The organism is Nocardia puris (genome assembly GCF_036051655.1).
Taxonomy (GTDB): Bacteria; Actinomycetota; Actinomycetes; order Mycobacteriales; family Mycobacteriaceae; genus Nocardia; species Nocardia puris.
This window is the reverse complement of sequence record NZ_CP107943.1, coordinates 3,530,403-3,551,874: the sequence shown is the minus strand read 5'-3', so window position 1 is coordinate 3,551,874 and position 21,472 is coordinate 3,530,403. Positions and strand designations below refer to the sequence as shown.

Sequence of the window (21,472 nt, the reverse complement as noted above, 5' to 3'; positions counted from 1 at the left end):
CACCAATCCGGCTCGACCAGCGAAGGTGATCACGTATGACGATCGCAGCCCCCACCGTCACGGTGACCAAGCTCGGCGCCCGCATCGGCGCCCTGATCGAGGGCGTCCGGCTCGGCGGCGAGCTGGACGCCGACACCGTCGGCACCGTCCGGCGCGCCCTGCTCGAGCACAAGGTGATCTTCTTCCGCGGCCAGGACCACCTCACCGAGGACGGTCAGTACGAGTTCGCCCAGCTGCTGGGCACGCCCACCACCCCGCACCCGACGGTCACCTCGCGCGGGCAGAAGAGCCTGGCCATCGACTCCGAGTACGGGCGCGCCAACAGCTGGCACTCCGACGTCACATTCGTCGACCGCATCCCGAAGGCGTCCATCCTGCGCGCGGTGACGCTGCCGGAGTACGGCGGCTCGACCACGTGGGCCTCCACCGTCGCGGCGTACGAATCGCTGCCCGAGGCGCTGAAGCTGCTGGCCGAGAACCTGCGCGCGGTGCACACCAACGTCTACGACTACACCGCCACCCACCGTGACAAGGCGCGCCCGAAACAGAACGAGTACCGCGCCGAGTTCGAATCGACCCATTACGAGACCGAGCACCCCGTGGTGCGGGTGCACCCGGAGACCGGCGAGCGCACGCTGCTGCTGGGCCACTTCGTCAAGAACTTCGTCGGGCTGTCCGGCAACGAGTCGCACGCGCTGTTCCGGCTCCTACAGGACCGGGTGACCCGGCTGGAGAACACGGTGCGCTGGAACTGGCAGCTCGGTGACGTCGCGATCTGGGACAACCGCGCCACCCAGCACTACGCCGTGGACGACTACGACGACAAGCCGCGCAAGCTCACCCGCATCACCCTGGCCGGTGACGTGCCGGTCGGCGTCGACGGCACGCCGAGCACCGTGCTCACCGGCAACGCCGAGCACTACTCGATCGTCGACGAGCCCGGCAAGGCGGCCTGAGCGGGTGGGCGCTCGGCGCCGGGAACGGACCGAGCGCCCTGCCGCGCGGCCCCATGGTCCACACTGGTGGCCATGAGTATTCGGCCGCTGGACGGTATCCGCGTCCTCGAGCTCGGCAATTACATCGCGGCCCCCACCGCGGGACGCCTGCTCGGGGACTTCGGCGCCGAGGTGATCAAGGTGGAAAGGCCGAAGGTAGGCGACGAGCTGCGCAACTGGCGGCTCTACGGCGGCGACACCTCGATGCTCTATCGCACCGTCAACCGGAACAAGAAGTCGATCACCCTGGATCTGCGCACCGAGGCGGGCCGCGAGGTGGTGCTCGGGCTGTTGCGGCACTGCGATGTGCTGCTGGAGAACTTCCGCCCCGGCATGCTCGAGAAATGGGGCCTGGGCCCCGAGGTGTTGAACGAGGTCAACCCCGCCCTGATCATCACGAGGATCTCGGCCTACGGGCAGACCGGTCCGCTGGCCGAGCGTCCCGGATTCGCCGCGGTGGCCGAGGCCGTCGGCGGCCTGCGCGAACTGGTCGGCGATCCGGACCGGCCGCCGGTGCGGGTCGGCGTCTCGATCGGCGATTCCATCGCGGGCATCTACGCCGCGTTCGGCACCGTGATGGCGCTGTTCCAGCGCGAACGGGGTGCGCGGGCGCCGCTGCGGGAGCGGATCATCGACGTGGCGCTCAACGAGTCGATCCTGTCGGTGATGGAATCGCTGGTCCCCGACTATCTCGCCTACGGCATCCGACGCGAACGCGTCGGCGGGCGGATGGAGGGCATCGCGCCCAGCAACGCCTACCCCTGTTCGGACGGGTCCAGCATCATCATCGGCGGCAACGGCGACGCGATCTTCCAGCGCTACATGGACGTGATCGGCCGCCCCGACCTGGCCGCCGACCCCGAACTCCAGGACAACGCGGGCCGCTGGCGCCATCGCGAACGCCTCGACGCCGCGATCGGCGAATGGACCGTGCGCCACACCGGCCCCGAAGCGCTGGCCATCCTGGAGAGCGCGGCCATTCCGTGCGGCCCCATCTACACCGCCGCCGACATCGTCGACGACGAACAGTACAACGCGCGCAACATGATTCAGCAGTTCACCGTGGATGTCGGTGCGTCGGAACCGAAGTCGGTGGGCTTTCCCGGGATCGTGCCGGTGATCGGCGAACAGTCGCTGCCAATTCGCAACGTCGGGCCGGATCTGGGTGAGCACACCGCCGAGGTGCTCTCGGAACTGCTCGGCATGAGCGCCGACGAGATAGCCGCGCTCGGGGCGGACAGCGGGGTGAAGGCATGAGCGCCCGGCGCAGGCGGACCAGGCGCAGGCCGGTGGGGCGTCGCAGCTGGGATCTGAGCTCACCCGGCCACGTGCGCCCGACAATCCATCCGAATCCCGCCGGGGCGCACCGCAAGCCGTGGGCGGGCGTGATGTGCGTGCCGCAGCAGGCGCGGGAGGACAAGCACCGATGACCGGGGCCGTGCTGCGCGACGTCACGCTGCGCGACGGGTTGCAGCTGACCGGTAAGACGCTGCCGGTCGAGCGCAAGGTCGAGGTGGTGCGGACGCTGCTGGCGCTGGGCGTGCCCGCGCTCGAGATCGGGTCGATGGCCCGCCCGGACCTGGTGCCGCCGATGGCCAACACCATGGAGCTCGTGGCGGCGCTCACCCCGGAGGAGCTGTCCCGCTGCTGGGTGTGGGTGGCCACGCCCCGCCACGTGGAGAAGGCCGCGGCCGCCGGCGTGCGGAACTTCCAGTACTGCTTCTCGGTGTCGGACGCGCACAACCGCGCCAATATCGGCCGCGACACCGAGCAGAGCGTGGCCGCCATGCCCGACGCCGTGCGCCTGGCGCGGGACGCGGGCGGGTCCATCCAGCTGTGCCTGGCGACCAGCTTCACCTGCCCGTTCGACGGACCGGTCGACCCGGAACGGGTGCTGGCCATCGCGGCCGACCCGCGCACCGAAGGCGCCGAGGACATCGTGCTCGCCGACACCCTCGGCCAGGCGCACCCCGGCCAGGTGAGCGCGCTGGTCACGGCGGTGCGGGAGCGGACTCCCCCGCGCCGCGTCGTCTTCCACGGTCACGACACCTGGGGCATGGGCGTGGCGAACACCCTCGCCGCCGTCGCCGCCGGCGCGGCCATGGTGGACGGATCGCTCGGCGGGCTCGGCGGCTGCCCGTTCGCCCCGGGCGCCAGCGGCAACACCTCCAGCGAGGACATCCTGTTCGCCACCCGGCCCGCCTGGTTCACCCCGGCGACGCTGGCGACGCTGGTCGGGTTGACCGGCGGATTGCTCGCCGACCTGGGCGAACCCAACCGCTCTCGCACCACCGAGGGCGCGCTGTCGAAGGCGGAGGCTTTCGAATGGGTGGTCTCTCACCCGAAGCCGTAGCTCACGAAATCGTGGACGGGCCGGTAGCCGATGGCCCGGTAGATCTTGTTCGAGGTGGGGTTGGCGAGATCGGTGAACAGGCAGACGTCGAGTCCGTCGGCGCGCAGCACCCGCGACACGTGCGCGGTGAGCGCCGACGCGTAGCCGCGGCCCCGCTCGGCGGGCGGGGTGTAGACCGGGCCGATGCGCGACCAGCCCGCCACCGGCACCTGATGCGCGACCAGGCTCACCGGCACATCGTCCACCTCCCACAACCACCAGCGCCCGGCCGCCACCCTGGCGCGAATCGCGTCGGCGGACAGGCCGGGCGCCGAACCCAGCGCCTCCCGGTTCATCGCGGCCGCCCAGGCGACGCACGGGTCGACGTCGGCCTCGGTGGCGCGCCGGGGCGCACCGGGCGGGGCGGCGGGCGCGTGCAACTCCTCGAGCCGAAACAGTCTGGGGCGGTAGCGTTCTCGCGCCTCGACGCCGAGCAACGCGCACCATCGTTGGGCGAACGCGTCGGCATCGCGGAGTGTGGCTTCCACCCCGCCGTTGTCCGGCGCGACACCGGCCAGGACCTCGGCGACGGCGACGGCCCCGCCCTCCGGGAGAGCGCCCAGGTAAGCGTCACGACCCGCGGTGCGCATCGCCGCGCCGACGACCACGTCGTCGGCGTCGCGGGCGCTGAGGAAGAACGAGGTGCCCACCTCGCCGTGCAGGCCGGTCAGGAGGTTGCTCACGGCGGTCGCGATCACGCTGTGCCGCAAGGGATCACGATCCAGGAAGGGGGCCGCGGCGGCGCGGTAGGCCGCGGCGTCGGAGGTGATCTCGATACGCATCCACCGCACGCTAGACGGACTCCGCCGCGCGGGCACGCGGTTTACGCGCGCGGGTGGAAAGGCTTGTGATTCAGTCGGATTCGGACGATGCTCCGGCGTCGGCACGGAGCTTGAGCAGGACCAGTCCGGCGGTGCAGGCCAGGATCAAGCCGGCGACGGTGATCTCCACGTGCAGCCCGGCGATGCCGAGCACGGCGCCGACGAGGCCGCCCGCGAAGAACAACCAGGCGAAGGACCTGATCAGCAGGGTGGACATGGTGCGCGCGGACGGTGCGGGTGACTCCCGCCGCGCCGGTTGTTTCGCTTCGGCGGCCGCGGTGAGCGGCGCGGATGTCGAGTATGCTCCCATCATCTTCTCCTCGTTGACGCCGATCGAAGTGTTGCCGTCACTCGGGCGGCGCGTCTCCCATCTCGAACCAGGCGTCTCACGCGTAACTTTGCTCACACGCTACGTCGCGCGGACGGCCGAACCCCGCGACACGTGCCCGCGACACGCCGAAGAAATCATTTCGATATCTGAACTAACGATGTTTGAGATGCCCCGGTGGCGGCCCCGCGGGACGCGGCCCGAATAGCCCGGCCACCCCGCCTGGTTTAAGGTGGGGCCACTCGAAGTACACGAGGAGTGTTCGCGGATGGATCGCAGCAGGGCCAGGATCGCGGGGCCGGCCGCCGCCGTGGGGGCGGTGTCCCTCGGACTCGTCGTCATCGGCTCCTGCGGCATCGGCGGCGAGGACGTCTACGTGCCGCCGCCCCCGCTGCCCGACGGCCCGGCCGCCGCCGCGGTCGTGCACGACGGCGCGACCATCACCGGCTCACGCATCGTCATCCCACCCTCCCCGACCTGGCAGGTCGCCCCCGAGGGCCCACCGCGCAGGCCCGCCGGATTCGTCACCATGACCGTCTCTCCCGACGAAGAACACCAGGACGAGACCACCCGTCCCACGCGGCCGGGCCGCACCACCACGCCACCCGCCGACGTCGACGCACCGACCACCACCACCCGCACCAGGACTCTGTCGGCCACGCCCACCGCCCCGCCCACCACCGAGGCGCCCGAGCCGACCACTCGGCCCACCACAACGGCGGCCCGCCCGACCACGACGACGCCCGAGTACGAGAACGAGTACGAAAACCCGTTCGAGTACGAGGACGAGTAGCCCTCGAAATACCAGGGGCGGCGACGCGAGAACGCGCCGCCGCCCCTGGTGTTTCTCAGAGCTCGACCAGGTCGTAGTTGCCGACCCCGGCCGTGAGCACCTTCAGGTGGTCCAGATCGCCGCCGAGGGTGCGCCCGATGGCGGTGAGCCGCGCGACGTAGTGCCCGACCGGGTACTCGGCGGTGACGCCGATACCGCCGTGCATCTGGATGGCCTCCTGCCCGATGTGCCGGGCCGACCGGCCCACCTGCAACCGCGCCCGCGAGGCGACCACCGGGTCGTGCGCGTCGTCGGCCAGCGACCCCGTGACGTACAGGCTCATGCTGCGCGCCAGTTCCAGCGAGACGTACATGTTCGCCGCCCGCTGGGTGAGGGTCTGGAACTTCGACAGCGTGACGCCGAACTGCTTGCGCGCCTTCAGGTAATCGGTCGTCAGACGCAGCGCTTCCTCCATCGCGCCGATCGACTCCGCGCACAGGCCCGCGTGCGCGTGCCCGAGCGCGATCGAGACCGCTTCGGCGCCGTCCCGGTCGCCGCCGAGCAATTCGCCGGGGGTGCCGTCGAATTCGATCTGCGCCCCGCGCTGACCGTCGACGGTGCGGAAAGGCTTGCGCACCAGGCCCGTCGCGTCGGCGGCCACCAGGAACAGTCCGGTGCCACCGCCGGGCAGCTTCGCGCTGACCACCAGTTCGTCGGCGCAATCCCCGTGCGGCACCGGGTTTTTCACGCCGGACAGCACGTATCCGTCGCCCTGCTGTGCCGCCGTGACGAACAACTCGGTCGACGGCCAGCGCACTCCGGGCTCGTTGTGCGCGAAGGCGAGCAGCTTCTCCCCCGCCGCCACGGCGGGCAGCACCCGCTGCCGCTGCTCGGCGCTACCGATCTGCGCGACAATCGATCCCGGCACCAGCACCGCGTCCAGCACCGGCTCCGGCGCCAGCCTGCGCCCGATCTCCTCGAGCACCAGCATGGTCTCCACCGGCCCCGCGCCCACGCCACCGTCCTCCTCGGAGAACGCCAGGCCGAGCACGCCGAGATCGGCGAGCTGACCCCACACGTCGCGACTCCAGCCGAGTTCGGTGTCGGTGATCTTCAGCCGCGACTCGGGATCGTAGGTGCGGGCCAGGACGTCACGCACGGTGTCGCGCAGCATGACCTGTTCATCGGTGAGTTCGAAATCCATGGCGCGACCTCACAATCCGAGGATCGTGGAGGCGATGATGGTGCGCTGCACCTCACTCGACCCTCCGTAGATGGTTGTCTTGCGGTAGTTCAGGTAGCCGGGGCCGCTGCGCTGCGCCCAGTCGGGCGAGGCGATATCGGCCGCGTCCACCGGCAGGGCGTCGGGGCCCGCGATGTCGAGCAGCAGTTCGGTGGCGGCCTGCTGGAGTTCGGAGCCGCGCAGCTTCAGCACCGACGAGGCCGGATTCGGCTTGCCGTCCGAGGAATTGGAGACGACCCGCAGCTGGGTCAGCTCCAGCGCCAGCAGTTCGTTCTCCAGTTCGGCGACGCGGGCGGCGAACACCGGGTCCTCGAGCAGCGTGCCCGACCCCGACTTGATCTGGCGCGCGTAGTCCTTCGCGACACCGAGCTTGACCTTGGTGCGGCCGACGCCGGTGATGCCGGTGCGCTCGTTGCCGAGCAGGAACTTCGCGTAGGTCCAGCCCTGGTTCTCCTCGCCGACGAGCTGATCGGCGGGCACCCGGACGTTCTCGAAGAACACCTCGTTCACCTCGTAGCCGCCGTCGATCAGCTTGATCGGGCGGATGGTGACGCCGGGGCTCTTCACGTCGAACAGCAGGAAGGAGATGCCCGCCTGCTTCTTCGGCGCGTTCGGATCGGTGCGGACCAGGCAGAAGATCCAGTCGGCGTACTGGGCCAGCGTGGTCCAGATCTTCTGGCCGTTGACGATGTAGGAGTCACCGTCGCGGACGGCGGTGGTGCGCAGCGAGGCCAGGTCCGAGCCCGCGTCGGGTTCGGAGAAGCCCTGGCACCACCAGATGTCGAGGGCCGCGGTGGGCGGGAGGAAGCGTTCCTTGAGTTCCTGGGAGCCGAAGTGCGCGATGACCGGACCGACCATCTGGGCGTTGAAGGTGAGCGGCTCGGGCACCGAGGCCAGCTGCATCTCGTCCTGCCACAGGTGGCGCTGCATGGGGGTCCAGTCCTTGCCGCCCCATTCCACCGGCCAGTTCGGCACGGCGAGCCCGTTGTCGTTGAGGATCTTGTGGGCGGTCACGACGTCCTCGCGGGAGAGTTCGCGCCCGCGCTTCACGCGCTCGCGGATCTCGGCGGGAATCTGTTCGCGGTAGAACTGCCGCAACTCGTCGCGGAAGGCCACCTCGTCGGGGGACAGGGATAATTTCATACGCAGCTCCCGTTGTGTCTCGTACTTCCGAGTGCAAACCTACCCCTCGGTTCACCGGCACTGTCGAGTGGATCACATACCCGCCCCGCCGCGGACCATCCCTCGCCGAGATCGCCGCGCCGCGCCGCGTCACATCCGGCGTCGACCCGGGCGGCGCGGGCCCCGTCGAGCTGGTACGTTGCTGGCCAGGGTTCGGGGAATCCCGTGGTTCATATACGAGGAGTACTTGGTGAACGGCAGAACCATCGCACGTGCGGCCGCGACGGTGACCTCTCTCGGCCTCGGCGCCGTTCTGGCCTTCGCGGGGCCCGCCGCCGCCGCGCCGGAGGGGCCGGTCGGCGAGGCCATCGCGCAGCTCACCGAGCGCGCGGGCGAGGACGCCGCCGCTCGGGCCGGTGTGGGCGCGCTGGACAAGTACACCGACATGCTCGACATCCCGCAGGTCCGCGAGATCGCGGGTCAGTGGGCCCCCTTCGCCTACGCCGCGCCCACCTTCGGCTGCGGCACGCACGGCCCGATCACCACGATCATCGCGGCGGCCACCACCGGGGGCAACACGCCCGACCACGCCGAGAACCCCGATCCGGGCACGCTGCGCTTCAGCGCCACCCCCGCGCACTCGGGCGTGCCGCTCAGCTCCGGGCTCACCGTCGCGTGGGTGAACGTGAACAACGGCCGCAGCGGCATCGATGTCCTCGATGACACCACCGACCACAACATGCCCACGCTGTCCAAGACCGTGCACAGCGGTCCCGGCACCGTGCTGGCGTCCATGTGGGGCATCATCGGCTACCCCGGCGCGCACTGCGTGATGACGCCGACGGTCGGCATGTTCGTCGTCCCGGATCTGCCTCCTCCGCCCCCGGCGCCCGCGCCCGAGGCGCCCGGCACCCCCGCCGCGCCCGCGCCCGCACCGCAGGCGGCGGTCCCCGCGCCCGGCGCTCCGGGTACGCCCGCCGCGCCCGCGCCGGCGCAGGCACCCGAACCGGCCCCGGCGCCCGCTCCGGCGCCCGCCGCGCCGAACCCCGGTGTGTCCGTGCACAACTGACGACTCACGTCCGGCCGCCGCGGAGATTTCTCCACGGCGGCCGTCGTGTTTCCGAGGTCAGGCCGATGCCTTGGCCCGGTGGTCGATGGCGTCGAAGCAGGCGCGGATGTCGTCGGCGTGCGCGGCCGGTTGTTCCATGGCGACGAAGTGGTTGCCGGTGTTGCCCTCCGGCCAGTACGCGATGTCGTTGTCGCGTTCGGCGAGCCTGCGCATGAGCGCCGAGCCGCCGCCGTACACGCCGGTCGGCACCAGCGTCTGCCCGGCGGGCCAGCCGAATCCGCCGTCGGCCAGCCCCTCGTACATCGGCCACGACGAGGTGCCCGCGGTGTCGGTGAACCAGTACAGGCTCGCGTTGACGAGCAGATGGTCGCGGTCGATGACGTCCTCCACGTGGTCGGCCATCGGCGTGAACTCGGCGAACTTCTGCATCAACCAGGCCAGCAGGCCCACCGCGGAATCGGTCCACGCGTGCGCGAACGTGCGCGGGGCGGCACGCAGCAGCGTGTGGTGGTCGACGCCGCCGGTCATCCACTGCCCCATGAGATCCCATTCGGCGCGCTCGTCGGGCGTCATCCCGGGCACGTCGGCCTCCGTCGGCATGCCGATGCCGCCGTCCAAGTGCACCCCGACCACGCGGTCCGGGGCAAGCGCCGCCACCCGGGGCGCGATGTAGGCGCCGAGGTCGCCGCCCTGCACGCCGTAGCGGGAGTATCCGAGCCGGTCCATGAGCGCGATCCACATGCGGGCGACCCGGTCCACGGACATATCGGGGCCGTGCTCGGAGAAAGCGAAGCCGGGCACCGACGGCACGATCACGTGGAAGGCGCGGGCACCGGGGCGACCGTGCGCGGCGGGATCGGTGAGCGGGCCGATGGTCTTGGTGAATTCGGCGAACGAATTGGGCCACCCGTGGGTGAGCAGCAGCGGCAGGGCGTCGGGGTCGGCGGAGCGCACGTGCACGAAATGCACGTCGAGGCCGTCGATCCCGGTGACGAACTGCGGGAACTCGTTGAGCGCCGATTCCTGTGCGCGCCAGTCGAATCCGGTGCGCCAGTACTCGGCGAGCTCCTTCAGGTAGTCCAGCGGGACGCCACGCTCCCAGCCGTCGCCGGGCAGGGCGTGGGCGCTCCAGCGGGTGCGGGCCAGCCGGTCGAGAAGGTCGTCGACGTCGGCCTGCGGGATGTGAATGTGGAAGGGGCGGATCTGCTGGTCGGTCATCGAGTACTCCCTGCGTCGTTCTTATCGTTCGTAGACGAAGGTAGAGCGCATATAGGACCATTCAAGTCCTAGTTCTCCGTCATGATGGAAAACGTGAACGACACCCCCGCCCGCCTGCTGAAACTGCTCTCGCTGTTGCAGACGCCCCGTGTGTGGCCGGGCAGCGAACTGGCCGAACGGCTCGGCGTCACCGACCGCACCGTGCGCCGCGATATCGACCGGCTGCGGGCGCTCGGCTATCCGGTGGACGCGGAGCTGGGCGCGGTCGGCGGCTACCGGCTGGCGGCGGGCGCGGCCATGCCGCCGCTGCTGGTGGACGACGACGAGGCGGTGGCCATCGCCCTCGGGTTGCGGGCGGCCGCCGCGTCGACGGTGGCGGGCGTGGGCGAGGCATCGGTGCGCGCGCTGACCAAACTCGAGCAGGTGCTGCCCACCCGGCTGCGCAGGCGGGTTCGCGTACTGAGTACGGCTACCTCCCACCGCATTTCGGCGGAACCCGCCGTCGACGCGGAGGTGCTCACCACACTGGCCGCCGCCGTGACGAACCGGGAACGCGCCCGCTTCACCTACCGCGACGCGGCAGGCCGGGCGAGCGCCAGGCACGGCGAACCGGCCGGGCTGGTGGCCTCGGGCCGCCGCTGGTACCTGGTCGCCTACGACCTGGATCGCGGGGACTGGCGCACCTTCCGCGCCGACCGGATCGAGAATCCACGGGCGACCGGGGCACGCTTCACGCCACGCCCGCTACCGGCCGAGAGTCCGGCCGACTACGCGGCAGGGGCGCGCACCAACTGGGGCACACCGGTGCTGCCCGTGTCGGTGACCATCCACGCTCCCGTCGCGGCGGTCGCGGGACCCCTCGCCGACGCACCGGGTGAGCTCGTCGCGCTCGACGAGACGAGCTGCTGCCTGACCGGCGAGGGCGACGACGCGCCGGAGTGGTTGGCGCACCGGCTGATCCGGCTCGGCGTGGACTTCGAGGTGCACGAGCCGAGGGAGTTGATCGAGGAGTTGCGTGTGGTGCGGGAGCGGTTGGAGCGAGCGTTGGGTGCGAGGCGGGCGGAGTAGCAGGGGGCCGGACGGTGGCCGGCACCCCTCCGACCCGGGACACGGCGAGCTCGGGGGTGCGGGGATCTCTACCCCACCGGGTGGAGGCGGCCGCCGTCCAACGTGAGGGTGCGGTCGGCGAGGCGGGCGACGACCTCGGGCTGGTGGCTGATGAGGATCATGGCCAGGCCGGTGCCGCGCAGATCGTCCAGGAGGTCGAGAACCGCCGCGCGGGAGCGGATGTCGAGCGAGGCCGTGATCTCGTCGCAGATGAGGACGCCGGGGCGAGCGGCCAAGGCACGGGCGACGGCGACCCGCTGCTGCTGTCCGCCGGACAGGCGGCCGGGGCGGCGGTCCAGGAGTGCCTCGTCCAGGTGCAGCGAGGCGAACAGGCGACGGGCCTCCCGCTGGGCGGACTCGTGGTCCAGGCCGTGCAGCAGGCGCAGGGTGCGCCGCACCTGCGCGCCGACCGGATAGACCGGATTCAGCGACGTGGCCGGATTCTGGAAGACCAGCTGAATCGCCCTGCGCTGCGCGATAGTTCGCCGATCCACGCTCGCAGGGACCCGCCCGCCCTCGAACTCCACGTGCCCGGCGTTGGGTGCGTGCAAGCCCGCCAACGCCCGCGCCACCGTCGTCTTCCCGACACCCGACCGCCCGACGATCGCCAGGCACTCCCCTTCCGCCACAGCGAAATCCACGTTATCGAGCACGCGCGTCCACCGTCCGTGGGCGACGGACAGGCCGGTCACCCGCAGGACCGGCGCGCCGGGTTCGCGGGCGGCAACACCGCCGGTCGGGACCGATTCCACGCCGGGACCACCACCGCCCCTGTTCGATTCGGCGTCGGAAGCGCCGCCCGCCCGTCCCGGCACCACGCCCTTGGCGCCACTCGCTCCGCCCGGCGCCCGGCTCGAAGTGCCTCCTGCCCAGATCAATTCGCCGCCCAGCGCCCCCTCCGACAGGCCAGGATCGCCATCGGAAACATCGGCCGTCCCGCATGGTTCACCAGCAGATGCGCCGTGCGGTGTGACCGGCCCGTCGTCGGAAACGGCATCCGCCCTGCCCGGCTGATCGGCTGCCGCGATGGTTGTGCCGGTGTCCTCGGTCGCGTCATCACCACGAGAAGGGGGCGGGGCGCCGGTCGTATCGCATTGCCGGGTGCCGGGCGTCAGCGCGTTTCCGACGGGCGGACGCACGGCCAGGTGCACCGGGCCGCTTTCGCCGGGCTCCGCATCCGAACCAGGTGTCGGGCCGAAGGAGACGAGCTTGCCCTGATCGAACTCCGCTACGTCGTCGACGACCGGGGCGAGGCCGGCGAGGTCGTGGGTGACGATGAGAAAGGTTGCGGTGGTGGAGTTCTTGATGTCGGTGAGGGTGGCGACCAGGTCCGCGCGGGTGCGGGGATCGAGGCCGGTGGTGGGTTCGTCGAGGACGATGAGCGCGGGGTTGCCGGTGAGCGCCATGGCGAGCAGGACGCGTTGCTGCTGGCCGCCGGAGAGTTCGTGCGGGTAGCGGCGGCGGAATTCGGGGGTGCCGGGCAGGCCGACGCGTTCGAGGGCCGCGGCGACGACGCTCGCGCCGGCGCGGCGATCGTGCAGGCGGGCGATCTCGCGCAGCGACGTGCCGATCCGCAGCGCGGGATTCAATCCGGCCGCCGGATCCTGCGGCACATAGCCGACGGTGCGCAACCCCTCCGTCACCGGGGTCGTGATCACGCCCGTGGCGCGCAGGCCGCGCGGCAGGGCGCCGAGCACCGCCGAGGCGAAGGTCGTCTTCCCCGCGCCGGAGGGTCCGACGACCGCCAGACTGCGGCCGCGCGCCACCGACAGCGAAACCCCTTCCAGCACGGCGCGACCGTGCCGGTCGTGGACGTCGAGATCGGAAACAGCAAGTCCCGCATCGGGATCGGAGGCTAGGCGTGCCAGGCGCGAAGGTGGCGGGACGTGTCCGCCCAGCAGCCCGTCGACCAGCAGGTTCACCGACACCACCAGCACCATCACCAGCGCGGCGGGCGCGAGCACCGACCACGGCTGCACGACGAACCCCGGCCGGTTCTCGGTGATCATGAGCGCCCAGTCCGCCGAGGGCGGCCGCAGGCCGAGGCCGAGGAATCCGCTCACCGCGACCATCGAGATGGTGCCGGACACGCGAATTCCCGCGTCCGCCAACACGACCGAACGCAGGTTCGGCAGCACCTCCACCACGGCGACGCGCCACCACGGTTCGCCACGGGCGCGCGCCGCCTCCACGTAACCGCTGCCCGCGATCTCGAGCACGGCGGTGCGGACGATGCGGATGATCCAGGGTGAGGCGGCCAGCGTCGTCGTCACCACGATCGCCGCCGGACCGGGCCCCATGGCGGTGGCGATCACCGCGAGCAGCAGGAACCACGGCACCACCACCAGCGCGTCGACCGGGCGCGACACCCACGGATCGGCGCGGCGCCGCAGACCGGCGAGCAGCCCGAGCGCCAGGCCGAGTCCGTAGGCCGCCATCAGCGCGGCGGCGGTGATCGCGACCAGCGACAGCCCGCCGTGCAGCAGGCGCGAGAACACGTCGCGCCCGACGACATCCGTGCCCAGCGGGAACTGCCCGGACGGCTCCGTGAACGGCCTGCCGACCGGCGACGTGGCCGGATGCGGCGCGAGCAACGGGCCGAGCACCACCACGGCGAGCACCGCGAGCAGCAGCGTCGCGGGCACCACCACACGCAGTCGTACTTTCGAACCCCTTTGCACAGCAATACTTTCCACCGACCGCCCGGCACTCATGCCGCACCCCCGAGCACTTCCCGCCGGGCACGCGGGCTCACCGCCAGCGTCGCCAGATCCGCGAGCAGGTACACGGCGAGTCCGAGCGCCGCCATCAGCACCGCGGCCGACTGCACGAACGGGAAGTCCCGCGCGGCGATCGCGCGCAAGAGTTCCTGGGAGAGACCGGGATAGGCGAACAGCGTCTCCACCACCGCCACGCCGCCGATCAACCCCACGATCGATCCGGCGACCGGATGGATCGAGGCCGACACGGCGTTGGGCGCGACATGCCGGGCCAGCAGGCGCCATCCGCCCACCCCGTTCGACCGCACGGCCGTGATGTAGGGGCTCGCCATCACATCGGCGGTCTGCGCGCGCACCACCCGCACCGGGTGCGGCGCCAGCCCGATCAGCAGGCACAGCACCGGCAGCACCAGGATCTCCGGCCGCTCCCACGGACTCGTCCCGGTCGGCAACAGCGACACCGCGGGCAGCAGATGCAACGTCAGCGACACCGTCGCCACCAGGATCACCCCGGAGACGAAGGAGGGCAACGACTCCGCGACGAGGGCGAGCGAACTCACCGCGCGGTCGGTGCGCGATCCGGCACGCGAGCCCGCCAGCAGCCCGAGCGCGAGCGCGAGCGGGATCAGCAGCGCGGCCGTGATCGCCGCCAGCACCACGGAATTGCCGAGGCGGCCGAGCAGCACCTCGCGCACCGGCCGCCCCGACAGCAGCGAATCGCCGAGGTCGCCGCGCACGAAATCGCCGGTCCACTCCGCGAATCGGACCGGCGCGGGCCGGTCGAGCCCGAGTTCGGCGCGTTTGGCCGCGAGCTGTTCGGCCGTCGGCTGACCGCCGCCGTGGCGGCTCAACGCCACGGCGGCGGCATCGGAATCCAGCAGCTCGAACAGGCCGAACACCACCAGCGCGACCGCGAACAGCACCGCGATCGCGCCGCCGACGCGGCGCAGCAGATAGCGGATCACCGCGAGACCGCTACTCCGCCAACCAGGTGGTGGTGAAGTTCGCCCAGTCGTCGGTGCCCGGCACGCCGTCGCGCACGCCCTGCACGCGGACGTGCGCGACATCGGGACGCTTGGCGAAGCTGTGCAGGATGTAGCCGCCCTCGTTCCAGAGTTCTTCCTGGAGTTCGAAATACAGCTGCCTGCGGCGCTCCTGGTTCATCTCCGCGCGGGCGGCCGCGAACGTGGCGTCCCACGCCGGGCGGCGCCAGCCGGAGTCGTTGCTGGGCGAATCGCTGGTCATCGTCTGGCCGTAGAAGTAGTCCAGACTGTAGTTCCACCAACCGATGTGGGAGAGCGGCGCTGTGCCCACCACCTCGGTGAAATAGGTGTCGGCAGGCACGGTTTCGAGCCGGATGGTGATGCCCGCGGCCTTGGCGTGCTCGGCGAACAGCGTCGCGGACTCGACCATGCCGGGGATCGCGTCGGCCGTCGGCAGCGTGACGGTCAGGTTCTCCCGCCCCGCCTCCCGCAGCAACTGGCGCGCCCGCTCCGGATCGTAAGTCCGTTGCGGCAGTTGGTCGTTGTAGAACGGCGCGCCCTTGCCGTAGATGTCGTTGCCGACCTCGCCGAAGCCGTAGTACACCGCCTCGACCATGGCCTCGCGGTCCACAGCCAGCCGCATCGCCTGGCGCACCCGCACGTCGTCGAAGGGCGCCACGTCCACCCGCATCTGGAAGGCGCCCATCAGGCCCGCGGGCGGGGTGACGACCTGCGCGTTCGGATCGTTCGCCAGCGTGTGCGCCTGCAGGTAGGACATCTCGTGCGCGGTGTCGGCCGCACCGGAGAGGAAGGCGTTCATGCGCGCTTCGGTCTCGGCGATCTGGATGATCTCCACCTCGTCCAGGTGGACCGGGCCGTCCCAGTACTTCTCGTTGCGGCGCAACAGGGTCCGGTCACCCGGCGACCAGTTCGCCAGCGCGAACGGCCCCGTGCCGACGGGCAGCGTGTTCCGGTCGAACACCGTGGTGCCGTCCTTGATCACGTAGCAGTACCACCCGGCCAGCACCGAACCGAAGTCCGCGATCGGCGTCTTCATCGCCACCACCACGCCGAGGTCGCCGTCGGCGCGGGTGCGCGACATGTCGACCACGGCCAGGTCGCCGGAGGAGGGCCGCGCCGGGTCGAGCATCCGCTCGAAGCTCCACAGCACATCGCGCGCGGTGAGCGGGCTGCCGTCGCTGAACACCACGCCGGGGCGCAGGGTGATGCGCCATTCGCTGCCGTCGGCGTTGGGTTCGAGCGCGCTGGCCAGGCGAAAGCGCAGGGTGAGGTCGTTGTTGTAGGCGACGAGTTTGTCCCATACGTTCTTGCTCACCGCACCGCCCGCGGAGCTGCCCGCCAGGTGCGGGTCCAGCACGTCCACGCTGGCGGCGCGTCCGGCGATCGCGGCGCGCAACCGGCCGCCCGCGCGCGGTGGACCGCCCTGGGGCCCGGTGCCGCCGTCACCGCAGCCGGTGAGCGTGAGCGCGCCGGTCGCGAGCAGCCCCAGTGCGCCCGCGCTGCGCAGCAGCATCTCCCGGCGGCCGAGTGTCCGCCGGTGTCGTATCGAGTTGTCCATCGCCATCCTCGTGGAGTCGTCCCGGTGCCGGCCGACGCAGGTGTCCTGGCTCCCGGATCGACGCTCCCCACCGGCCTTCCAACCCGGGCAGGTCGTGGCCGTACTGCGGCGGTTCGCTCCTCGGTGACAGTTGCGGGACAGCCCCGGATTCGCACCGGTGTTCCCTGCGTCGAGGCCAGACCCTACCGCCCCGAGAAGCGGGCGCGGGCGGGCTCGTCGGTGAACGGCCCGGTCAGGGGTCAGCTGGGGCACGAACGGCGAATCGGCGGAAAAGTGTAGCCGGTGGCCGTGCAGGGCGGTGAACTCCACTGAGTCGCAGAAGTTTTGGCACTATCGGTACATGTTCTACTTCGACGGCGCGCGCGGCCGGATGCACTATCGGCGGTGGCCGGTCGACAACGCGGTGGCCACGGCGGCACTCCTGCCGGGGCTCGGTCAGCACAGCGGGCACTACCACCGATTCGCCCGGAGTCTGGGGGCGGCGGGCATCCGGCTGTGGGCCCTGGACACCTTCGGGCACGGGCTCAGCGAGGGCGATCCCCTGCACCCGGGCACGCTGGCCGAACTGGTGGCCGACGCGACCGCGTTCCTGGACCGGGTGCGTGCCGAAGCGGCGGGCCCGCTGGTGCTGATGGGGCATTCGCTCGGCGCCGTCACGGCGCTCGGGACGCTCGGCGCCGCCGTCCCCGACATCAGCGCGGGCACCGATCTGAACACCGTCGAGGCCAGCTATCCGCTCACGCCGAGCGTGCCGCACGAGGCGTTGGCGGGGCTCGTGCTGTCCGGCGTGCCGCGCCGGGCGCTCGGCGGCGGACGCCCCGATGCGCCGGGTACACCGCTGCCGTCGACGCTGCCGATCCTGGCGGTGCACGGCACCGACGACCGCCGCGCGCCGGTGGAGGCGATGCGCGAATGGGCCGGGCGGCACCCGTGGGCGCGCTGGCACGAATACGCCGACACGGGCCACGACGTGCTGCACGAACCCCGCTACGCCGAGGTGACGGCCGATGTCGTCGCCTGGCTGCTGGAGCGGGCGCACAGCGCGGCGGCAGCTTCGCGCTAGTCCGTGACACACTTCACAAATCCGGCCGAGCCCGCCGGCGCCACGATCGGGCGGGCCTGGGTTCCCCGCGTGTCGACTTCCCCGGCCGTTGGTGTTTTACGACAAAGGCGACATCGGTGGGGGACAACGCGCCCGGGTACCTGCTTAAAATTGCGGGGACCATCGGCCCCCGGGGAGTGACCGGCCGGGCCGGTGCGCGCGGCGACGGTGTGCTCGCGCGCGGTGGAGCAGGCGCCGCCGTGGGGTCGGCGCGGCGCGGGAGAACCGAGTACGGCCGCGGGGCACGCGGCACGATGAGGAAGGGGGACGGTCGATGCGGCCACAGGTCACGAACCTGAATCAGGCTGTCGACGAGGGCAGGCTCTGGATCGACGGTGTACTCGTCGCGGACGGCGCGCACGAACGGTGCGCGCGCCGCTACGAACAGCTGGCCGATCAGGTGGAGGCCCAGATCCACGGGCTCACGGCCGCCACCTCACTGCCGGGGTTCGGCGGATTCGCCTCCGGTGACGCGCTGCGCGCCGGCTTCGAGGGCAAGGCGGGCGAGGCGATCACCCGGCTGCGGGCCTACGCCGACTCCGCGCGCGAGCTCGCGGCGACCTTCCGCGCCGCCGCGGCCGCCTACAGCGCGGCCGACGACGGGCTGGCCGCGGCCGTCGCCGAGGTGGACGCGGCGGGGGTGGCCCATGCCTGATCTGCCCCGCACCGATCCGGCGTACGCGCCGACCGTCGAGGTGTTCGACCACCTCCAGCAGCGCGAGATCCATCAGAAGGTGCAACTGCTCGACCCGGTCGCGCTGCACGCGGGCAGCCAGGCGTGGCAGGGCTCGGCGACCGGGCTCACCGACGCGGTGGCGCAGGCGCACACCGAGATCCGCGCGCTCATCGCCGACGGCTGGCGGGGCGGTGCGGCGGGCGCGGCCGCCGACGCGGTCCGCGATTTCGAACAGCACGGCCAGCGGTTGGCCGATGTGTTCGCCGCCGTCGCCCAGCGGCTCGGCCAGGCGGGCGACGCGGCCGAGGCGCTGCGCGCCGCCATCGGCGTCGGCGAGCAGACCGAGGCGGATCTGTCCTCGGCACTGCTGGATCCGACCCAGGCCACCGCCATCGTCGCCACACAGAAGGCCGCCGAGCACGACCGGCAGGATGTGGTGCAGGCGATGGACAGCATCTACACCAACGTGTTCCTCGGCGCGGGCACCGGCGTGCCCGCCTTCCCCGACGCCCCCGCGGGCATCGGCACCCCGGGTTCGGGCGAGCCCGCACCGGGCATCCAGATCACCACCACCGTCGACCCGTCGGGAACGCCTGTCTCCCAACCGGTTTCGAACGTCGTGTCCACGCCGCAGGCCGAGACGCCCGGCGCGACCGAGCCGGAGCAGGGCCAGGAACCGCAGCCGGAGCGGGAGCCCGAGGCGTCCACCGTGCCCGCGAGCACCACGCCCGCCGCCGTGCTCCCCACTATCCCGGGCGGCACCGACACCACGCCCGCCGTGGCCAAACCGGTGCCGGTCGCGGCCGACACCGCGTCCGCAGCGGCCGCGCCACAGGATCGCGCGGTCCGTCCTGTCGCGGGCGCGCCGGTCACCGCCGCACCGGCGGCCTCGGTGCCCGCGGCGACGGTGCCCACCACCACGACTTCGCCCGCGTCCGCCGACGACGAGCGCAAGCGCGAGGAGCGCCGCCGCGAGACCAACGCGGGCGACGCCGCCGTCACCGGCATGGGCGCGGGCGCCGTCGGCGGGCTCATGGGTGGCGCGCTGGCCGCCGCCGACACCACCCGGCAGGGGTCGAGCGTCGCGGCGAACGCGTCACGCCCCGCGCGTCCGGAGGAGGACGAGGACGACGACGATCTGCTCTGGGAGGACGACGATCTCACCTTCCTGGAGCCCGGCGAGGAGAACAGCGAGCTGATCGGCGAACTCGATCCGACGACGCCCCCGGTGGTCGGTGAATGGACCGAGCTGGAGTGAACTGGACGCTGACCCCGGACCAGTTCGCCATGGCCTGGGAGCGCACCGACGGGGACCGCGTGCCCTACCCGCTGGCCGTCCGGCTCTCGGCGCGCGACTCCGATGAACGCGCCGCGCAACTGCCCGAACTGCACCGCTGGTGCGAGCACACGCTCGACGCCGATCTGGAGGCCGCGCTGCGGCTGCTGACCAGGCCCGCGGTGCTGGTGGAGGTGTACGGCGAGCACCGGCGCACCCTCGGGCCCGCCGTCGCGGACGACGAATGGTCGGTCGACACAGCGGAATTCGCCATCGGCGCGACCGGTGACGCCGCGGACGACACGGCCGGCGCACCCGCCGCCGAGGCGAAGCCGGTGCGCGTGCTGGCGGTGGCGGCCGGCGAGGTGGCCGTGGTCGCGGCGCAGCGCCCCGGTCCGCTGCCCGACCGCGGCGGCGACGTGCGGCTGTTCGTCGGCAACACCAAGAACCTCGCGGCGCGCATCGTGTCGACCCTGCCCGAACAGCGCCCCGGCACGCTCGGGCGGCTCAGCTCGCCGCTGTCGCGGGTCAAGGAGGACAGCCGCGATCTGGTGACCGTGCCGGTTTCGGGGCCGTCGGCGCCCGCGCGAATCCGGCGGCTGCTCAACCGTCCGCGCGACGGCATCGGGCAGATCGTCATCTCGGTGCGGCGCGGTGCGGAAATGCGGCCGTTCGGTGTGCTCTCCTGGATCGACGTCGCCGAGGACGGCCGCTACGCGGTGCGCACCGGCGCCGATGTGCACGTGGCCCCGGTGCATGCCGAGGCATTCGCCGCGCACCTGCGGCCGATGCTGGCCGCCGCCGAGCAGGCGACAGCGCACGCCGAACGCTGGTAGACCTGGACGCGTGCCACTCTACGAATTCGAAGGCAAACGGCCGCAGGTCGATCCGACGGCGTTCGTCGCGCCCACCGCCACCCTCATCGGCGATGTGCGCGTCGAGGCGGGCGCGTCCATCTGGTACGGCGCGGTGCTGCGCGCCGACCTGGCGCCCATCGTCATCGGCGAGCGCGCCAATATCCAGGACAACGCGGTGCTGCACGTACCGCCGGACGTGCCGATGACCATCGGCGCGGGCGCGACCATCGCGCACAGCGTGGTGTTCCACGGCGCGTCGGTGGGCGCCGAGGCGATCGTCGGCAACGGCACCACGGTGCTGGACCTGGCGAAGATCGGCGCGGGCAGCATGATCGCCGCCCATTCGCTGGTGCCGCCGGGCGCCGCGATCCCCGACGGCGTGCTCGCCGCGGGCTCCCCCGCCCAGGTCAAACGCCCCATCGAAGGCACCCAGGCCGAGATGTGGGTCCGCGCCAACCCCGGCTTCTACGCCGAACTCGCGCAACGCCATCGCAAGGGGATCACCGAGGTCTGATCGACGCCGCCCCGCACGCCGCCGTGGCGACCGGTGACCCGGGGCGGGCGAATCCGGCTGCGCGCCGGCCCCGTTCAGGCGAGCAGCACCGACACTTCCTCGTCGGCGAGCTGGTGGAAGTCCCGGTACGCGGTGCCCACGCCACCGAGATCCGGTGGCACCAGCGGGCACACCACCTCGTCGGCCTCGCCCGCCGCCCGATGCACCGCCTCCGACGAGGACACCGGGACGGCGACGACCACGCGAGCGGGCTGGTGCAGCCGCACCACGCGGCAGGCCACCACCACGGTCGCGCCGGTGGCCATGCCGTCGTCGACGATGATCGCGGTGCGCCCGCCGATCGGCACCGGGCCGCCGCTCCCGCGCCAGACGGCCAGGCGGCGTTCGAGTTCCGCGCGCTCCAGCCGTTCCACGCGGGCGAGTTCGGCGCGCGACACCCCGGTGTGCCGGATCACGTCCGGGTTGAGCACGCGCACGCCCTGCTCACCGATCGCGCCCATGGCCAGCTCCGGCTGCCACGGCACGCCCAGCTTGCGCACCAGCAGGATGTCCAGATCGCCCCCGATGACCGAGCGGACCGCCGCCGCCACCGGCACACCGCCGCGCGGCAGCCCGAGCACCAGCGGCATCGATGCGCGCAGATGCTCCAGCCGGGCTCCCAGAACGCGACCGGCCGCCGTGCGATCGGGGTAGGTCAT

The 21,472-nt window shown here is 71.9% G+C and carries 21 protein-coding genes and 1 riboswitch; of the genes, 12 read left to right on the top strand and 9 right to left on the bottom strand.

What is annotated here, in order from left to right; genetic code table 11:
* Nucleotides 1-35: 35 nt before the first annotated feature.
* From OHB21_RS16265 to OHB21_RS16250, 4 genes are all read left to right on the top strand, one after another.
* Nucleotides 36-956: a TauD/TfdA dioxygenase family protein gene (locus OHB21_RS16265; protein WP_067511039.1), complete on the top strand. Its 921-nt coding sequence runs from the start codon at nucleotides 36-38 to the stop codon at nucleotides 954-956.
* Nucleotides 957-1,028: 72 nt separating this feature from the next.
* Nucleotides 1,029-2,252 (top strand): CaiB/BaiF CoA transferase family protein, encoded by a 1,224-nt coding sequence (locus OHB21_RS16260; RefSeq protein ID WP_195124823.1) that lies wholly within the window; start codon nucleotides 1,029-1,031, stop codon nucleotides 2,250-2,252.
* Complete coding sequence (locus OHB21_RS16255; RefSeq protein ID WP_157115851.1) at nucleotides 2,249-2,425, top strand: hypothetical protein; 177 nt, start codon at nucleotides 2,249-2,251, stop codon at nucleotides 2,423-2,425. The genes OHB21_RS16260 and OHB21_RS16255 overlap by 4 nt, the downstream gene beginning before the upstream one ends.
* On the top strand, nucleotides 2,422-3,348 hold the full coding sequence (locus tag OHB21_RS16250) for a beta/alpha barrel domain-containing protein (RefSeq protein ID WP_195124822.1): 927 nt from the start codon (nucleotides 2,422-2,424) through the stop codon (nucleotides 3,346-3,348). Before OHB21_RS16255 ends, OHB21_RS16250 begins: the two co-directional genes overlap by 4 nt.
* Here OHB21_RS16250 and OHB21_RS16245 read toward each other — a convergent pair.
* Both OHB21_RS16245 and OHB21_RS16240 read right to left on the bottom strand, forming a co-directional pair.
* Nucleotides 3,333-4,169 carry a GNAT family N-acetyltransferase gene (locus tag OHB21_RS16245; RefSeq protein ID WP_195124821.1) on the bottom strand — a complete coding sequence of 279 codons (837 nt, stop codon included), beginning with the start codon at nucleotides 4,167-4,169 and terminating at the stop codon, nucleotides 3,333-3,335. The two genes, OHB21_RS16250 and OHB21_RS16245, sit on opposite strands and share 16 nt — an antisense overlap.
* 70 nt (nucleotides 4,170-4,239) lie before the next feature.
* On the bottom strand, nucleotides 4,240-4,521 hold the full coding sequence (locus tag OHB21_RS16240; RefSeq protein WP_228801437.1) for a hypothetical protein: 282 nt from the start codon (nucleotides 4,519-4,521) through the stop codon (nucleotides 4,240-4,242).
* Between the two features lie 283 nt (nucleotides 4,522-4,804).
* Here OHB21_RS16240 and OHB21_RS16235 point away from each other — a divergent pair, with 283 nt between their 5' ends.
* Nucleotides 4,805-5,329 carry a hypothetical protein gene (locus tag OHB21_RS16235; protein ID WP_067511042.1) on the top strand — a complete coding sequence of 175 codons (525 nt, stop codon included), beginning with the start codon at nucleotides 4,805-4,807 and terminating at the stop codon, nucleotides 5,327-5,329.
* 55 nt (nucleotides 5,330-5,384) lie between these two features.
* Here OHB21_RS16235 and OHB21_RS16230 read toward each other — a convergent pair whose 3' ends face one another.
* A complete protein-coding gene (locus tag OHB21_RS16230; protein ID WP_067511043.1) occupies nucleotides 5,385-6,512 on the bottom strand; it encodes an acyl-CoA dehydrogenase family protein in 1,128 nt (375 codons plus the stop codon).
* A 9-nt stretch (nucleotides 6,513-6,521) separates the two neighbouring features.
* Complete coding sequence (locus OHB21_RS16225; protein WP_067511044.1) at nucleotides 6,522-7,694, bottom strand: acyl-CoA dehydrogenase family protein; 1,173 nt, start codon at nucleotides 7,692-7,694, stop codon at nucleotides 6,522-6,524.
* A gap of 229 nt (nucleotides 7,695-7,923) precedes the next feature.
* Between OHB21_RS16225 and OHB21_RS16220 the strand changes: the two genes are divergently transcribed.
* A complete protein-coding gene (locus OHB21_RS16220; RefSeq protein ID WP_195124820.1) occupies nucleotides 7,924-8,742 on the top strand; it encodes a hypothetical protein in 819 nt (272 codons plus the stop codon).
* Between the two features lie 57 nt (nucleotides 8,743-8,799).
* Here OHB21_RS16220 and OHB21_RS16215 read toward each other — a convergent pair whose 3' ends face one another.
* Complete coding sequence (locus tag OHB21_RS16215; protein ID WP_067511046.1) at nucleotides 8,800-9,960, bottom strand: epoxide hydrolase family protein; 1,161 nt, start codon at nucleotides 9,958-9,960, stop codon at nucleotides 8,800-8,802.
* Between the two features lie 93 nt (nucleotides 9,961-10,053).
* On the opposite strand from OHB21_RS16215, the gene OHB21_RS16210 reads away from it, so the two are divergent.
* On the top strand, nucleotides 10,054-11,028 hold the full coding sequence (locus OHB21_RS16210) for a helix-turn-helix transcriptional regulator (RefSeq protein WP_195124819.1): 975 nt from the start codon (nucleotides 10,054-10,056) through the stop codon (nucleotides 11,026-11,028).
* A gap of 68 nt (nucleotides 11,029-11,096) precedes the next feature.
* Here the strand turns inward: OHB21_RS16210 and OHB21_RS16205 are convergent, their stop codons facing one another.
* The 3 genes from OHB21_RS16205 to OHB21_RS16195 are packed head-to-tail and all read right to left on the bottom strand — an operon-like array spanning nucleotide 11,097 to nucleotide 16,349.
* Nucleotides 11,097-13,748 carry an ATP-binding cassette domain-containing protein gene (locus tag OHB21_RS16205; protein WP_195124818.1) on the bottom strand — a complete coding sequence of 884 codons (2,652 nt, stop codon included), beginning with the start codon at nucleotides 13,746-13,748 and terminating at the stop codon, nucleotides 11,097-11,099.
* Nucleotides 13,749-13,777: 29 nt separating this feature from the next.
* The gene (locus OHB21_RS16200) at nucleotides 13,778-14,752 is read right to left on the bottom strand and encodes an ABC transporter permease (RefSeq protein WP_067511048.1); all 975 of its coding nucleotides are present in this window, start codon (nucleotides 14,750-14,752) and stop codon (nucleotides 13,778-13,780) included.
* 10 nt (nucleotides 14,753-14,762) lie between these two features.
* Nucleotides 14,763-16,349 carry an ABC transporter substrate-binding protein gene (locus OHB21_RS16195; RefSeq protein ID WP_195124817.1) on the bottom strand — a complete coding sequence of 529 codons (1,587 nt, stop codon included), beginning with the start codon at nucleotides 16,347-16,349 and terminating at the stop codon, nucleotides 14,763-14,765.
* A gap of 38 nt (nucleotides 16,350-16,387) precedes the next feature.
* Nucleotides 16,388-16,515, bottom strand: a riboswitch (cobalamin riboswitch).
* 174 nt (nucleotides 16,516-16,689) lie between these two features.
* Here OHB21_RS16195 and OHB21_RS16190 point away from each other — a divergent pair.
* From OHB21_RS16190 to OHB21_RS16170, 5 genes are all read left to right on the top strand, one after another.
* Nucleotides 16,690-17,412: an alpha/beta hydrolase gene (locus tag OHB21_RS16190; protein WP_067511049.1), complete on the top strand. Its 723-nt coding sequence runs from the start codon at nucleotides 16,690-16,692 to the stop codon at nucleotides 17,410-17,412.
* A gap of 313 nt (nucleotides 17,413-17,725) precedes the next feature.
* On the top strand, nucleotides 17,726-18,106 hold the full coding sequence (locus OHB21_RS16185; protein ID WP_195124816.1) for a hypothetical protein: 381 nt from the start codon (nucleotides 17,726-17,728) through the stop codon (nucleotides 18,104-18,106).
* Complete coding sequence (locus OHB21_RS16180) at nucleotides 18,099-19,385, top strand: PPE domain-containing protein (protein ID WP_195124815.1); 1,287 nt, start codon at nucleotides 18,099-18,101, stop codon at nucleotides 19,383-19,385. Before OHB21_RS16185 ends, OHB21_RS16180 begins: the two co-directional genes overlap by 8 nt.
* Nucleotides 19,367-20,239 carry an ESX secretion-associated protein EspG gene (locus OHB21_RS16175; protein ID WP_228789048.1) on the top strand — a complete coding sequence of 291 codons (873 nt, stop codon included), beginning with the start codon at nucleotides 19,367-19,369 and terminating at the stop codon, nucleotides 20,237-20,239. The genes OHB21_RS16180 and OHB21_RS16175 overlap by 19 nt, the downstream gene beginning before the upstream one ends.
* A 10-nt stretch (nucleotides 20,240-20,249) precedes the next feature.
* Nucleotides 20,250-20,774 carry a gamma carbonic anhydrase family protein gene (locus OHB21_RS16170; RefSeq protein ID WP_195124814.1) on the top strand — a complete coding sequence of 175 codons (525 nt, stop codon included), beginning with the start codon at nucleotides 20,250-20,252 and terminating at the stop codon, nucleotides 20,772-20,774.
* Between the two features lie 74 nt (nucleotides 20,775-20,848).
* On the opposite strand, the gene OHB21_RS16165 is transcribed toward OHB21_RS16170, so the two are convergent.
* Complete coding sequence (locus OHB21_RS16165) at nucleotides 20,849-21,472, bottom strand: phosphoribosyltransferase (protein ID WP_067511057.1); 624 nt, start codon at nucleotides 21,470-21,472, stop codon at nucleotides 20,849-20,851.